The following is a 13,022-nucleotide window of genomic DNA, read 5'->3' as shown; positions in this document are numbered from 1 at the left end:
TTGGAGGAAATCATGCCAAAATCCGGTTCGACCCCGAAGATGACCCGCCGCACCGCGCTCGCCGGCCTCTCGGCCAGCGCGGCACTGCTCGCGATGCCGCGGCTCGCTCGCGCCGCGGATGAGCCGATCCGCATCGGCTTCCCGACGCCGCTGACCGGCCCGTTCGCTGCGGAAGCGCGCGACCAGGTCAAGTGTGCCGAGCTCGCCGTCAAGCTCGTCAATGACAAGGGCGGAATCGGCGGCCGCAAGGTCGAGCTCCTGGTGCGCGACGACAAGCTCAATGCCGGCGAGGCGGCGACCCGCACGCTCGAGCTGATCGAGAAGGACAAGGTTCACGCCGTGGTCGGGGCGCTCTCCAGCGCGGTGCAGCTGGCGGTCAACGAGGTCACCCGCGCCCGCGGCGTGATCTACGTCTCGATCAGCCAGTCCGACACCATCAACGAGGCCAAGGACTTCAGCAAATACACCTTCCATGAGGCGCTGAACCCGCACATGACGACTGCCGCCGTGGCGCGTCAGACCCTGAAGAAGGGGATGAAGGTCGCTCATCTCGTCGCCGACTATGCTTACGGCCATGAGATGCTGCGCGGCTTCAAGCGAGCGCAGGCGGCAATCGGTGCCGACAATGTCGGCGAGATCCTGCATCCGTTCGGCGCTGCCGACTACTCCACCTTCATGCCGCGCCTGATGTCGATGCGGCCGGACGTGCTCTGCATCTCCAATTTCGGCCGCGACCAGGCCAACGCGATCAAGCAGGCTGTGGATTTCGGCATCAAGCAGCAGATGAAGATCGTCGTGCCGGTCATCCTGCACAACCAGCGCCTCGCAGTCGGCCCCGACGTGTTCGAGGGCGTGGTCGGCGGTGCCAACTATTATTGGGGCCTGGAGACGCAGAGCAAGTCGGCGGCCGCCTTCAACACGGCGTTCAAGGCCGCCAACGGCGGCGCGATCCCGACCGACTACGGCGCTTACGGCTATTCCGGCGTCGGATCGCTGCTGGCTGCCATGCAGGCCGCGGGCGGCACCGATACCGACAAGGTCATCGATGCCCTGGAGAAGCTGCAATACGATCTGACCAAGGGTCCGCAGCACTACCGCAAATGCGACCATCAGTCTGTCCAGTCGGTGCTGGTGCTGGAGTCCAAGAAGAAGTCAGCCATGGCGGGCGACAACGATCTGTTCGCGATCCTGGCCAACGACGCCGGCTCTGACGATATGCTGCGCAGCTGCAGCGAGCTCGGCCACGCCACCTAAGTCTTGTGATGATGGACCTGTCGCTGATCGTTATGCAGCTTCTCTCCGGGATCGCCCTTGGGGCGGTCCTGGTGATCACGGCACTTGGCCTGACGATCGTGTTCGGCATGCTCGGGGTGGTGAATTTCGCCCATGGCGCGCTGTTCATGATCGGGGCCTATGCGGGACTGTATCTGGCATCGCTCACAGGCAGCTTCTGGTGGGGGTTGCTGCTGGCTCCCATCTTGATCGGCGCCTTCGGCATGCTGATCGAGTTCGTCCTGATCCGCAGGCTTTATGGGCGCTCGATCGACGATCCGCTGCTGCTCACCTTCGGCCTCAGCTACATTCTGGTCGAGGGCGTGCGCATCGTGTTCGGCAGCGACGGCATTCCGTTTCCGACGCCGCCGCAGCTGATCGGCGTGCTCGACCTCGGCATTGGCTTCTTCCCGCGCTACCGCCTGTTCGTCATCGTGCTGGTCGCGGTGGTGCTGCTGGCGCTCTGGCTGACGCTGGAGAAGACCCGCGTCGGCCTGATCGTGCGCGCGGGCGCGCGCGATCCCACCATCATGCAGGTGCTCGGCGTCGACATTGGCCGGGTCTGGCTCGCGATCTTCGGGCTCGGCGTCGGGCTCGCCGCCCTGGGCGGCGTGCTGGCGGGACCGATGCGCAGCGTCAACCCGGAAATGGGCTCTCTGGTGCTGGCGGAAGCTTTCGTCGTGACCGTGATCGGCGGCCTCGGTTCGATCGTCGGCGCTGTCGTGGCCGGGCTCATGGTCGGCATTTCCATCAGCCTGGTGGCACTGTTCGCGCCGGAGATGGCGACCATCGTCATGTTCGCGCTGATGGCGGTGGTGCTGCTGATCCGCCCGCAGGGGCTGTTCGGCGTCAGAGGGAGGACGGCGTGACGCTACGTTCGAGCGGCGAAGCTCTCGCCAAATCTGCACCGGGCGGCCTCGACCGGATTCTCGACCACCGCGTGCTGCTCTCGATCGCCGTACTGGCCGTGCTGCCCTGGCTGCTGCCGTCCAAGGCTCTGGCGGTCAATGTCCTGATCTACGGCGTCGTGGTGATGGGCTACAATCTGCTGTTCGGCTACACCGGACTGTTGTCGTTTGGTCAGGCCGCATTCTTCGGCGCAGGCGCCTACTTCACCGGGATCGCGATCGGCCGCTATGGCGTGCCGTGGCTTGCCGCGGTCGGGCTCGCCGTGCTTCTCAGCACCTGTCTTGCGGCCGTGATCGGTCTCGTCTCCACGCGCACCCGCGGAATCTATTTCTCCATGGTGACGCTCGCTTTGGCGCAACTCGTCTACTACGTCGCGCTCCAGGCAGCCTCTTTTACCGGCGGCGAGAACGGCCTGCGCGGCTTCACCGTCGACCGCATCAATCTGCTCGGTCTCCAGGTCAATTTCCTCGACCCCGTCAACAAGTACTACGTGCTGATGGTCTTTGCGGCGCTGGCGATGTGGTTCCAGTCGCGCATTCTGAACTCGCCGTTCGGCGCCGTGATCGAAGCGATCCGCGAGAACGAGCAGCGGGCACGGGCCTGCGGCTACGACGTCGAACGCAGCAAGCTGGTCGTGTTCATGCTGTCGGGCGCGATCTCATCGCTCGGTGGCTGCATGCTGGCGCTGCATTTGTCCATCGTACCGCTGGACATCCTGCACTACCAGACCTCAGGCATGATCGTGATGATGGTGCTGCTCGGCGGCGCCCGCAGCTTCTTCGGACCCTTCGTCGGTGCCGCAAGCTTCCTGATCCTGGAGGATGTCATCTCGCTCTGGACGCCGCATTGGCAGATCTTCGTCGGCGCGATCTTCGTCCTGTTCGTGCTGTTCCTGCCCAAGGGCATCTGGGGAACGCTGCTGGACGCCCTCCGCATCGGAAAGGCGCAGCCATGAGCGGCGAATTGCTTCGCGCCGATGGTATCGGCAAACGCTTCGGTGGCTTCGTCGCGCTCGAAGACATCTCCGTGTCGTTCGCGGCCGGCCAGCTCACCTCGATCATCGGGCCGAACGGCGCCGGCAAGAGCACTCTCTTCAACATCCTGTCGGGTGCCTTGACGCCGACGTCGGGCAGACTGCAATTCAGGGGACGCGAGCTCAACGGCCTGCCGCAGCATCGCTTCGTGCATCAGGGCATTTCGCGGTCTTACCAGATCACGAACATCTTTCCGGACCTGTCCGTGCATGAGAACGTCCGCGTGGCGGCACAGGCGCTGACCGTGAGCTACGACATCTGGCGCAACCGCACCCGGCTCTCCGAGCTGAATGCACGTGCTGATGCCGTGCTCGAGGCGGTCGGCTTGCTCGGCAAGCGCGGCGATCTGGCGAAATTCCTGTCGCATGGCCAGCAGCGCGCACTGGAGATCGCGATCGCGCTGGTCTCCGAGCCGGAACTGCTGCTGCTGGACGAGCCGACCGCCGGGATGGGCCCGGAAGAGACCAAGGACATGGTGGCGCTGCTGGAGCGGCTGGCAGAGAAACGCACCGTGCTCCTGGTGGAGCACAAGATGAAGATGGTGCTGGGACTGTCCAAGCGCGTCGTGGTGCTACACCACGGCCGGTTGCTCGCAGACGGCGCGCCGGACGACATCAGGAGCAACCCGGAAGTCCGCCGGGTCTACCTCGGACAGAGTGAAGGCTATGGCTGAGACCGCACTGCTCGACATCGAGGACCTCCATGCCTGGTATGGCGCGAGCCACGTTCTCCACGGCATCTCGCTGCACGTGAACCCGGGCGAAGTGGTCGCGCTCGTCGGCCGCAATGGCGCCGGCAAGACCACTACCTTGCGGGCGATGATGGGCCTGATGCCAAAGGCCGAGGGCCGCGTGCGCTTCGCAGGCAGGGAGCTCCTGCCACTGCGTGCGCACCAGCGTTTCCACCTGGGCCTCGCCTATGTACCAGAGGAGCGTCGCATCGTTCCCGGGCTCTCCGTACGCGAGAACCTCCGGCTCGGCCTGGTCGCGGCGGGCAGCGATATCGAGGAACGCGCGGCCATCGACGAGATCGCCGAAACCTTTCCGCGCCTGAAGGAGCGGCTCGATCAGGAGGGCGTGACGCTCTCCGGCGGCGAGCAGCAGATGCTGGCGATCGCGCGGGCGCTGATTGCCAAGCCCAGGATGATCCTGCTCGACGAGCCATCGGAGGGCATCATGCCGGTGCTGGTCGAGGAGATGGGGGTTCTGTTCCGCCGCCTGCGCGACGAGGGCAAGACGTTGCTGCTGGTGGAGCAGAACGTCGAATGGGCGCTGCGGCTGGCCGACCGCGCCGTCATCATCGATCAGGGCGAAGTGGTGCATCAAAGCAGCGCGTCCGCGCTGCTCGCCGACAAGGACATCCAGGAGCGCTACTGCGCGGTCTGACAATCAACCACTACGCCACGACCTTGGCCTCGGCGCCGTCGAGGCGAAGTCGTTCCTTTGCCAGTTAGTCGCCAATCGCGTCGGCGGGCACGGCTACGTCCTGCTAACCATGCGCGTCGTCATGGCCGATTGCCCGCAGCACCTCGCGCGCTGCGGGTTCGGTGCGGGCTTTGGCCTCTCCGGGTGAACGAGTTGAAGCGCAATGCCTGATGGCGGCTATTTCTTCTCCAGCGCGGCGGTCTGCTTGGCCAGCTGCTTGTCGAAATCCTCCGACAGGCCGGTGATGTAGGTTGCAAGCTCCTCCGGCTTGACGAACGGGTTGGGCGAGCCGTCCTTCATCTGCGCGCGCTTGGCCTGCATGCCATAGACCTCCGGATGCGGCCCGAGCAGCACGTCGATCTTCATCGCCTTGGCCTTGGAGAAAGTGGCGCGATAGTCGTCGACGATACCGGGATGGGTCGGCTGGCCGACCAGCCTGTTCAGCGCGACCGTGCCGCTGCAGAAGAACAGCACCTCGCGGTTCTGATCGCCGTCCTTGACGCTCATCTCCCAGCTCGTGCAGCCCGGCGAGTGGCCCGGCGTTTCGTGCGCCGTCAGCGTGACGTCGCCGAGCATGACCTTGTCGCCTTCCTTCACCGTGCGGTCGACCTTCACCGGAGGAAAGGCGAGATCCGCGTTCTTCTCGTCGCCGGGATAATAGCCGCCTTCGAGCAGCGGCTTGTCCCGTTCGCCGGCCACGAGCTGCGCGCCGGTCTCCTTCTTGATCTGGGCAAAACCGCCGGTGTGATCGAGATGTGCGTGCGTGTTGAGAATGATCTTGATGTCCGAAACCTTGAAGCCGAGCTTGACGATGTTGTCCTTAATCATGCCTGTCGACTGGGGCATCGCCGTATCCATCAGGATCAGGCCTTGCGGTGTCTTGATGACGTAGACGGCGATACCGGCGGTGCCGACATAGTAGATGTTGCCGATGAGCTGGAATGGCTCGAATGGCGCCGTCCACTTCTGCATGACCGCGGCCAGGAAATCCTTGATGGTTTGCGCCTGCGCACTCGTTGCGAGCAGCACCGATGCACACAGTACGGCCGTGAGCCTTCTCATGGTTCGTCTCCCAGATTGTTCTTGTCGTTTTGATCGGGCGCGCGAATGTCGTGTGGCTCGACCGCTGCGCAAGTTACGTCGTGGCTGGCGTTGCGGGCAACTGCTTCGTGTCTGGAAATATCGATGTGCCGCGCGGAATAGCGGCGGGTCGGCCGAGAGCGCCGAGCGAAGCCTAACGCCCGATCGTCACGCCGGCGGTCGAGCGCATGGCGTCGCGGAGGCTTGTTGCTTTCTTGTCGTCGAGGACTTGCCGTGTCAGCACGGTGGTCTGGCCGGGCGTGTCGAGGATCGTTTCGCCGCGCGAGGAGGAGAGCCGATCGGCCCTGTAGGGCGCCGCGAGATCGGTGGCGGGAGCCGTCGTATGGCGCGGTCGCTTGCCCGCCGCGAGAGCGGGTTGCGACGTGCAGACGGCGGCGATCAGGACCAGAGACAGCGATCTCGCGCGCATAGGCGATCTCCTTGTCGGGACGTCACCCTAGCACAAGCTCGGGTGGCCGCAGAACAAAGGATCAGGCGAGAGCGGCCTGACGTTCCCGCACGGGTTCGCGGACCCGGTCGAGTTTCGCAGACTCGGCGAGCCGCGTAAAACTGCGCTGGCTCGCATGCGCAGGTGCCTCGACGATGACGCCCTCGCAGACGATCTGCCCACCCAGCATCTTGAATTCCAGCTTGTCGTAGCGCGGCATCGTCTCGCCGGGTGCCGGCGGCAGCAGTCCGACGCTGCCCTGGATGTTGAGCGTGGCGTCGCCGGTGCCGTGAAGGCGCGGATTCCACATCCTGATGCCCGTCTCCCCCCAGCGCTGCCGGATCAGCGCGGCGCGATCGGCGGGTTCCACGGGGCGGGCCCGAGCTTTCCGTGCGCTGCGGATGTCCGCAGCGGGAGTGACAACAGCGGGACCCGGCGCGATGGTCGTGAAGGCGCCGGGCAAGTCGGTAGAAGGAACCTCGATGGCTGCGGCGAGCGGACGATCGTCTGCGGGCGCCGGCGTGATCTCGGTGCCGGGCGATGTGTCGCCGTCGACGCTGGCTTCGGGTGCGTCCGCCGCAACGCCATCGGCGAGAACGACGTGGATTTGATCGGCAACGACCGGGCCGACGGCTGCGGAAACGATGGGCGAAGCATCGTGCTTGCTGATGTCATCAGGGCCATCAACCGGAGCGGCCTCGATCCCGGCAGTTGGAAGAGGAATCTCCTCCGCGACGACAGGTTCAACCTCCGCCGGGACATCAGAGGACGTAACGCTGGCGGTCACGACATCAGAGGCGACAGGCGTCTTGTGTTCGAGATCGAGCGATGAAGCTCCAGACTGCTCGACCACCGGCAACGGCGTCTCGGCGTCTGCCGGCATCTCCGCAACTGAAGCGTCGTCGATGCCGATGCCGGTCGACGGGCTCTCCGCGACGACGGGAACTGCGATGTCATTTTCCGTGACCGGAGCCGCCTCCGCGATTGGAGCCGCGAGCGCGAGACCGGCGTTCTCAAGCAAAGGCTCCGCGCCGATCTCGGTGACGCAAGCCGGTGCGGTTTCCACGACGTCGACAATGGCAGCTGTGCCATCCGTTTCAATCGATGCGACGTCAACGTTGGCGCCGTGCGGCGCGGGCCGAAGCCGGGTGAACGCCCATTTCACCGCAGGGATGCGGCTCAGCAACGATATCAGTCTCGAAAGCACTGGGAGTTGTCCAAGAGATACTCGGCGTGAGGCAATCGCTGATTCGTCAGCAATGTGAAAAACTGCCCCGGCCGTCACACTAATGTCAATGTAGGCGGGACCAATTGCAGAACATCGCGCATCGCGACGAGGCACGCGCGATGCTGGTGTGATCATTCCACGATCCGGCTACGTCGTCACGGCCTACGCTTCTGCCGGGAAGTAGCGAGCATGGGGTCTCCATGCCCGACTAAGACTCATTCGACACCGTTGATATGTGGTCGACGGCAACGAGCCTGGCTGGCCTTGACGATCGAGGGCGCCGGCGCTGCAGGGCCTCCGCAGCGTCATGTCGTATCGCCTCGATCGCTGATCGGGCTTGGCGGGAGAGGGGCATCGGCCCCTCTCCATATCTCTAAAAGACTGCTCTATTTGCCTGCGCCCGCGCCGCCGCCGGCCTGGCTTCCCATGTTGTTGGTGTTGCTGCCACCGGCTGACGGCGTTCGAGCGCCCTTGCTGTCGGCGGCCTCGTTCTGCATGTTCGATGAACGTCCCGTCGTCATTCCCTTGGTCGCGGGGCCTCGCGAAGAGGGGCCGACCTCGCCCTGGCCGGACGCACCCGGGGTGGGTTGCGTCTGCGCGAGGGCGCCACCGGTTGCCAGGGCCATGATGCATGCGGATGCCAGAATGATCATCTTCATCGTCGTCTCCTTGACTTTCACCTCGGAGACAACCTGACCGAGCTGACGACGTTCCTGCGCGACCGCGTTGTCCGCGCATGGCAAGCGATGTGTCTTGAGGTGCCAAAGTCGCCGGAAAGCGCATGGTGGCAGAAACCTGGCGTCGCAGCGGCTGCGCCCAGACGGGCGTTTCGGCACAGAACGCGTCGGGCTGCCTCCGGAATGCAAATCAACGCTTCCCCGCGGCGGAAGGGCAGCTTTATTCCGCCTGGGAATGCTCTATGGAAGGAGCGACGATCGGGTCGCGGCCGCCCCATGGGGGTGCTAGACCCTGAGGCAGAAACAACGGGGCGGGGCCATCCTGGCGCGCCCTCAAGGATGAAGGATATGACGCAATGATCCAAACCGTTGGCATCATCGGGGCAGGGACCATGGGGAACGGCATCGCGCAGGTCTGCGCAGCGGCCGGCCTCTCGGTCGTGATGGTCGACATTTCCGACGCCGCAGTGAACCGCGGCCTTTCGACCGTAGGCGGCAGCCTCGAGCGCCTAGTCAAGAAGGAGAAGCTGTCGGCGGCCGACCGCGAGGCGACGCTCAAGCGCATCACCGGTACCACCGATCGGGCGAAGCTGTCGGACTGCGATCTCGTCATCGAGGCCGCGACCGAGAACGAAGAGCTCAAGGTCAAGATCCTGAAGGATCTCTGCGCGACGCTGTCGCCGCGCACGCTGCTTGCAACCAACACCTCGTCGATCTCGATCACGAAGCTCGCCGCCGCGACCGACCGCCCCGACCGCTTCATCGGCATGCACTTCTTCAACCCGGTGCCTGTGATGGCGCTGCTGGAGCTGATCCGCGGCTTGCAGACCTCCGACGACACCCACGCCAAGGCGCTCGATTTCGCCAAGCGCGTCGGCAAGGTGGCGATCACGGCCAAGAACAGCCCGGGCTTTGCCGTCAACCGAATTCTGTGCCCGATGATCAACGAGGCGATCTTCGCGCTGCAGGAGGGGATCGCGACCGCGGAAGAGATCGATGCCGGCATGAAGCTCGGCTGCAACCATCCGATCGGGCCGCTGGCGCTCGCCGACCTCGTCGGGCTCGACACCATGCTTTCTGTGATGGAGGTCTTTTACAAGGGCTTCAACGACCCTAAATATCGGCCAGCCCCGCTGCTGAAAGAGATGGTCGATGCCGGTCATCTCGGCCGCAAGACCGGGCAGGGATTCTACACCTATAGCGCCTGATCAAGGCTTCGGCGGCGGGCACTGAGCGTCCGCCGCCCAATTCCCCGCAATTTGCGCTGCGTCAAAGACGCCGCGCGCAATTGGCCCGATGATGTCGAAGCGGGTGGCTCGCGGGAACAACGGAACGGATCACAGAGGACATGTCGGATCGATTGAAGGCCGAGCGTGAGGCGGCGGCCGCACGGCGGAACCTGCTGACCCAGGACGCGATCGAGCGCACCGGGATCACGGAGGACATGATCGGAGAACTCGTCACGCGCTTCTACGGACGGGTCCGCGAGGATGCGCTGCTCGGTCCGGTCTTTGCGATCGTCCAGAACTGGGACGAGCATCTCGCCAAGCTCAGGGATTTCTGGTCGTCGGTCGTCCTGATGAGCGGCCGCTATCATGGTTCGCCGATGCGCGCGCATCTGCCGCTGAGCCTGGTCGGCGATCATTTCGACCGCTGGCTCGATCTGTTCGAGCAGACGGCACGCGAGGTCTGCCCGCCGGCGGCAGCCGCGCTGTTCATCGACAAGGCGCGGCGCATCGCCGACAGCTTTGAAATGGCGTCGGCGAGTGTCGCCGGCCGTATCGCATCGCCGCGGCACGTGCTTCGGTCCTGAAGCGTTCTGCTCTGCGTTTGTGCTGCGCGACGGAGAGCGCGGTGCACCAATTCCAACAGCATCGGTCTGATCTGCAAAATCATCATGCAGGTCGCGCGGTGTGACGTTGAAATTGCAAAAATGCCTTTGAACACGTTGATGTTCGCGCAATCAAAGCGAGCAAAGCCATATTGATGCACTGCGGCGCCAATTCTTCGCCTTGTTTTCGGCAGAGTTCCAGCGCCTGCTAATGTGCATGTCGAGCGCACCGTTCAACGTTCATCCTTCGCCATCCGATAACATTGCGGAACCTGAGGCCGACGCGGGCATCGAGCAAACGCGGCGAACGCTGCTGCTCGGCGCACTCGCGACAACCGCTTGCCTCGGCTGCTCGCCGCCGGCGCGTGCGGGCGAGGATCCGCCCGGCTCCGACGAACGGCCCCAGAAGGGCGATGTGCTCGTCTTCTCGGAAGGCGACCAGGAGGGGAAGCTCATCTCCGCGGCGGACGTCAAGGCCGGCGGACCACCGCTCCATGCCTGGCCGAAGGATCCCAACACATCGGTCGTGCGCAGTGCCTCGCGGCTCAATGAGATCCTGATCATCAAGCTCGATCCCGCCGACCTCGACGAGAAAACCCGTGCGCGGGCGGTTGACGGCATCATCGCCTATTCCGCGATCTGTTCGCATGCCGGATGCCCCGTCACCGCCTGGGTGAAGAGCGATGTCGGCGACAAGGAGGTGTTCAAGTGCATGTGCCACAACTCCGAATTCGATCCCCGCGCGGGCGCGCAGGTCGTGTTCGGGCCGGCGCCGCGACGGCTCGCAGCGCTGCCGCTGGCGCTCGCTGACGGTTCGCTCACCGTCGCCGGCAATTTCATGGGAAAGGTAGGTGGCACGCAGCCAGGATGACGGACGGTGCGGGCCTTGCCCGCGTCACGAGAGGCCGTATCCGCCGAGGGGCGGACGACGGGACGAACGACAAGAATTCACAACAAGAATTCAAACGGATGAAAAAGGGGAACGTCCATGACCAGGAAGCAATGGTTACTGTCCGGCTTCGTCGCCTTCACGTGTCTTGCCTCGAGTGCCGCCGTATCGGGTCCGATCGAGAATTATTCTCCGGTCACCGCGCAGCGATTGGAGAATCCCGAGCCAAACAACTGGATGCTCTACCGACGCACCTATGACGGGCAGGGCTATAGCCCGCTCGACCAGATCAACACCTCCAACGTGAAGAACCTCACACCGGTCTGGACCTTTGCCACCGGGGTAGTCGAAGGCCATCAGGCGCCACCGATCGTCAACAATGGCGCGATGTTCGTGACGACCCCGATGGGGCAGGTGATCGCGCTGAATGCGAAGACCGGCGACGAATATTGGCGCTACAAGCGGCAATTGCCAGACGATCTGTTCCAGCTGCATCCGACCAACCGGGGCGTCGGGCTGTGGGAGGACAAGCTCTACCTCGCCACCACGGACGACCACGTGGTCGCGCTCGATGCCAAGACCGGCAAGGTGCTGTGGGACACCAAGGTGCAGGACTACAGGAAGGGCCAGTACCTGACCCTGATGCCGTTGATCGTCGACGGCAAGGTCATCGTCGGCGGCTCCGGCGGCGAGTTCGGCGTGCGCGGATACATCGTTGCTTATGATGCCAAGGACGGCAAGGAGCTGTGGCGGACCTACACCATCCCCGGCGAAGGCGAACCCGGTCACGACACCTGGCAGGGCGACGACTGGAAGAACGGCGGTGGGTCGGCCTGGATGACCGGCAATTACGACAAGGAGACCAAGACGATCTATTGGGGCGTCGGCAACGCGGCGCCATGGCCTGGCGAGACTCATCCCGGCGACAATCTCTACACAGCGTCGGTGCTCGCGCTCGATCCCGAGACCGGCAAGATCAAGGCCTATCACCAGTACCACCAGAACGATTCCTGGGATTGGGATGAGGTCGAGGCACCGATGCTGATCGATCTGCAGCGCAACGGTCGCACCATCAAGAGCCTGGTCCATCCGGGACGCGACGCGATCTTCTGGGTGCTCGAGCGGACGCCCACCAAGATCAACTATGTCGCGGGTTGGCCGTTCGTCTTCACCGACGTCTGGAAAGGCATCGACGAGACCGGCAAGCCGATCGTGGATCCCGCGCACAAGCCGGTGATCGGCAAGCGCGTCGAGTTCTGTCCGTCGCTGTGGGGCGGCAAGGACTGGCCGTCGGCGGCTTACAGCCAGAGGACCGGCCTCGTCTACGTGCCTGCCAACGAGAATTTCTGCGGTGGCTTTACCGGCGAGAAGGTCCCTCTCAAACCGGGTGAGCTCTGGCTCGGCACCAAGCCGGAGGATATCGGTCTGAAGGTAAAGCCGGGCGCGGATCATTTCGGCGAGCTCCAGGCCTGGGATCCCGCCACAGGCAAGAAGGTCTGGCAGCACAACTTCCCGAAGTCGCAGCTGTTCGGATCGGTCACGGCGACGGCGGGCGATCTCGTCTTCGTCGGCGGAACCAACGACCGCAACTTCCGCGCCTTCCACGCCAAGACCGGCGAACTTCTGTGGGAACAGAAGACCAATTCCGGCATCGTTGGCATGCCGGTGTCCTATGAGATCGACGGCACGCAGTACATCGCGATCCAGTCGGGCTGGGGCGTGGACGCACAGCGTATTCAGGATGCACTCGCGACCAACAACATCGGCATCGAAGCCAATGTGCCGCAGGGCGGCGTCGTCTGGGTGTTCGCGCTGAAGAAATAGCTCCGCGGGCGGATCGAAAGAGGCGGAGCAGCAGGGGGGTGGCGGATGCGGCGGACGGTTACGTCCGCCGCATTCTTGCGTATGCCTTGCTATGCTGGCCGTCGCGCCTACTTGCCGTGCCTGTCGACCTTGTCCTTTTCCTTCTGGTTCATCTCGCGGATCTTCGGATCCGGATTGTGCTGCCCCGTCGTCTGATTGGTCGAAGGAGGCGCGGCATTGGCGTTGGGCAGCGAGTTCTGGTCGGGCGCGGTGGGGCGCGTGGCCGTGGTCGGCGGGGCGGTATTGCCTTGGGCGAAGGCGCCCGAGGCCGTCAATAGAAAGGCGCCCGACAGCGAGACTGCGAGCGCCTTTGAGATGTTGATCATCGATCTGCTCCTGTCAGATCGATGGAAACGGCGCGAGGCCG

Annotated in this window: 14 protein-coding genes; 9 read left to right on the top strand and 5 right to left on the bottom strand. The window is 64.2% G+C overall.

What is annotated here, in order from left to right; genetic code table 11:
• Window positions 1-12 precede the first annotated feature (12 nt).
• From HAP40_RS27830 to HAP40_RS27810, 5 genes are read left to right on the top strand one after another with little or no spacing between them, the layout of a single operon-like run.
• Entirely contained in the window at window positions 13-1,254 is a 1,242-nt protein-coding gene (locus tag HAP40_RS27830; protein WP_166814746.1) for an ABC transporter substrate-binding protein, read from the top strand.
• Between the two features lie 11 nt (window positions 1,255-1,265).
• Window positions 1,266-2,141, top strand: a complete 876-nt coding sequence (locus HAP40_RS27825; RefSeq protein WP_166819333.1) for a branched-chain amino acid ABC transporter permease — start codon at window positions 1,266-1,268, stop codon at window positions 2,139-2,141.
• Window positions 2,138-3,136: a branched-chain amino acid ABC transporter permease gene (locus tag HAP40_RS27820; protein WP_166814747.1), complete on the top strand. Its 999-nt coding sequence runs from the start codon at window positions 2,138-2,140 to the stop codon at window positions 3,134-3,136. Before HAP40_RS27825 ends, HAP40_RS27820 begins: the two co-directional genes overlap by 4 nt.
• Window positions 3,133-3,888, top strand: a complete 756-nt coding sequence (locus tag HAP40_RS27815) for an ABC transporter ATP-binding protein (protein WP_166814748.1) — start codon at window positions 3,133-3,135, stop codon at window positions 3,886-3,888. Before HAP40_RS27820 ends, HAP40_RS27815 begins: the two co-directional genes overlap by 4 nt.
• On the top strand, window positions 3,881-4,600 hold the full coding sequence (locus HAP40_RS27810) for an ABC transporter ATP-binding protein (protein ID WP_166814749.1): 720 nt from the start codon (window positions 3,881-3,883) through the stop codon (window positions 4,598-4,600). The genes HAP40_RS27815 and HAP40_RS27810 overlap by 8 nt, the downstream gene beginning before the upstream one ends.
• Window positions 4,601-4,816: 216 nt before the next feature.
• On the opposite strand, the gene blaBJP is transcribed toward HAP40_RS27810, so the two are convergent.
• From blaBJP to HAP40_RS27790, 4 genes are all read right to left on the bottom strand, one after another.
• Window positions 4,817-5,701 carry a BJP family subclass B3 metallo-beta-lactamase gene (gene blaBJP, locus HAP40_RS27805; protein ID WP_166814750.1) on the bottom strand — a complete coding sequence of 295 codons (885 nt, stop codon included), beginning with the start codon at window positions 5,699-5,701 and terminating at the stop codon, window positions 4,817-4,819.
• A 172-nt stretch (window positions 5,702-5,873) separates the two neighbouring features.
• Complete coding sequence (locus HAP40_RS27800) at window positions 5,874-6,149, bottom strand: TonB-dependent receptor plug domain-containing protein (RefSeq protein ID WP_166814751.1); 276 nt, start codon at window positions 6,147-6,149, stop codon at window positions 5,874-5,876.
• A 61-nt stretch (window positions 6,150-6,210) separates the two neighbouring features.
• Window positions 6,211-7,530: a hypothetical protein gene (locus HAP40_RS27795; RefSeq protein ID WP_334270716.1), complete on the bottom strand. Its 1,320-nt coding sequence runs from the start codon at window positions 7,528-7,530 to the stop codon at window positions 6,211-6,213.
• A gap of 251 nt (window positions 7,531-7,781) precedes the next feature.
• Window positions 7,782-8,054 carry a hypothetical protein gene (locus tag HAP40_RS27790; RefSeq protein ID WP_166814752.1) on the bottom strand — a complete coding sequence of 91 codons (273 nt, stop codon included), beginning with the start codon at window positions 8,052-8,054 and terminating at the stop codon, window positions 7,782-7,784.
• A gap of 374 nt (window positions 8,055-8,428) precedes the next feature.
• Between HAP40_RS27790 and HAP40_RS27785 the strand changes: the two genes are divergently transcribed.
• The 4 genes from HAP40_RS27785 to HAP40_RS27770 all read left to right on the top strand — a co-directional run bounded on the left by HAP40_RS27785 (window position 8,429) and on the right by HAP40_RS27770 (window position 12,616).
• Window positions 8,429-9,280 (top strand): 3-hydroxybutyryl-CoA dehydrogenase, encoded by an 852-nt coding sequence (locus HAP40_RS27785; RefSeq protein WP_166814753.1) that lies wholly within the window; start codon window positions 8,429-8,431, stop codon window positions 9,278-9,280.
• Between the two features lie 140 nt (window positions 9,281-9,420).
• Window positions 9,421-9,885 (top strand): group III truncated hemoglobin, encoded by a 465-nt coding sequence (locus HAP40_RS27780; protein WP_166814754.1) that lies wholly within the window; start codon window positions 9,421-9,423, stop codon window positions 9,883-9,885.
• Between the two features lie 235 nt (window positions 9,886-10,120).
• Complete coding sequence (locus HAP40_RS27775; protein ID WP_166814755.1) at window positions 10,121-10,774, top strand: ubiquinol-cytochrome c reductase iron-sulfur subunit; 654 nt, start codon at window positions 10,121-10,123, stop codon at window positions 10,772-10,774.
• Window positions 10,775-10,891: 117 nt separating this feature from the next.
• Window positions 10,892-12,616, top strand: coding sequence for a methanol/ethanol family PQQ-dependent dehydrogenase (locus HAP40_RS27770; protein WP_166814756.1), 1,725 nt, complete (start codon window positions 10,892-10,894; stop codon window positions 12,614-12,616).
• A 107-nt stretch (window positions 12,617-12,723) separates the two neighbouring features.
• Here the strand turns inward: HAP40_RS27770 and HAP40_RS27765 are convergent, their stop codons facing one another.
• Window positions 12,724-12,981 carry a hypothetical protein gene (locus HAP40_RS27765; RefSeq protein ID WP_166814757.1) on the bottom strand — a complete coding sequence of 86 codons (258 nt, stop codon included), beginning with the start codon at window positions 12,979-12,981 and terminating at the stop codon, window positions 12,724-12,726.
• Window positions 12,982-13,022 lie beyond the last annotated feature (41 nt).

Origin of the sequence: Bradyrhizobium sp. 1(2017) (assembly GCF_011602485.2) — a bacterium.
Classification (GTDB): Bacteria; Pseudomonadota; Alphaproteobacteria; order Rhizobiales; family Xanthobacteraceae; genus Bradyrhizobium.
Note: the sequence above shows the minus strand (reverse complement) of the source record. Positions and strands in the feature narration are given on the sequence as shown.

What these genes read in the sequence shown, in the direction of transcription:
- HAP40_RS27830 (WP_166814746.1), top strand. Translation starts at nt 13, where the DNA reads ATGCCAAAATCCGGTTCGACCCCGAAGATGACCCGCCGCACCGCGCTC.
- HAP40_RS27795 (WP_334270716.1), bottom strand. Translation starts at nt 7,530, where the DNA reads ATGATCACACCAGCATCGCGCGTGCCTCGTCGCGATGCGCGATGTTCT.
- blaBJP (WP_166814750.1), bottom strand. Translation starts at nt 5,701, where the DNA reads ATGAGAAGGCTCACGGCCGTACTGTGTGCATCGGTGCTGCTCGCAACG.
- HAP40_RS27785 (WP_166814753.1), top strand. Translation starts at nt 8,429, where the DNA reads ATGATCCAAACCGTTGGCATCATCGGGGCAGGGACCATGGGGAACGGC.
- HAP40_RS27770 (WP_166814756.1), top strand. Translation starts at nt 10,892, where the DNA reads ATGACCAGGAAGCAATGGTTACTGTCCGGCTTCGTCGCCTTCACGTGT.
- HAP40_RS27800 (WP_166814751.1), bottom strand. Translation starts at nt 6,149, where the DNA reads ATGCGCGCGAGATCGCTGTCTCTGGTCCTGATCGCCGCCGTCTGCACG.
- HAP40_RS27780 (WP_166814754.1), top strand. Translation starts at nt 9,421, where the DNA reads ATGTCGGATCGATTGAAGGCCGAGCGTGAGGCGGCGGCCGCACGGCGG.
- HAP40_RS27815 (WP_166814748.1), top strand. Translation starts at nt 3,133, where the DNA reads ATGAGCGGCGAATTGCTTCGCGCCGATGGTATCGGCAAACGCTTCGGT.
- HAP40_RS27775 (WP_166814755.1), top strand. Translation starts at nt 10,121, where the DNA reads ATGTCGAGCGCACCGTTCAACGTTCATCCTTCGCCATCCGATAACATT.
- HAP40_RS27825 (WP_166819333.1), top strand. Translation starts at nt 1,266, where the DNA reads ATGGACCTGTCGCTGATCGTTATGCAGCTTCTCTCCGGGATCGCCCTT.
- HAP40_RS27810 (WP_166814749.1), top strand. Translation starts at nt 3,881, where the DNA reads ATGGCTGAGACCGCACTGCTCGACATCGAGGACCTCCATGCCTGGTAT.
- HAP40_RS27765 (WP_166814757.1), bottom strand. Translation starts at nt 12,981, where the DNA reads ATGATCAACATCTCAAAGGCGCTCGCAGTCTCGCTGTCGGGCGCCTTT.
- HAP40_RS27790 (WP_166814752.1), bottom strand. Translation starts at nt 8,054, where the DNA reads ATGAAGATGATCATTCTGGCATCCGCATGCATCATGGCCCTGGCAACC.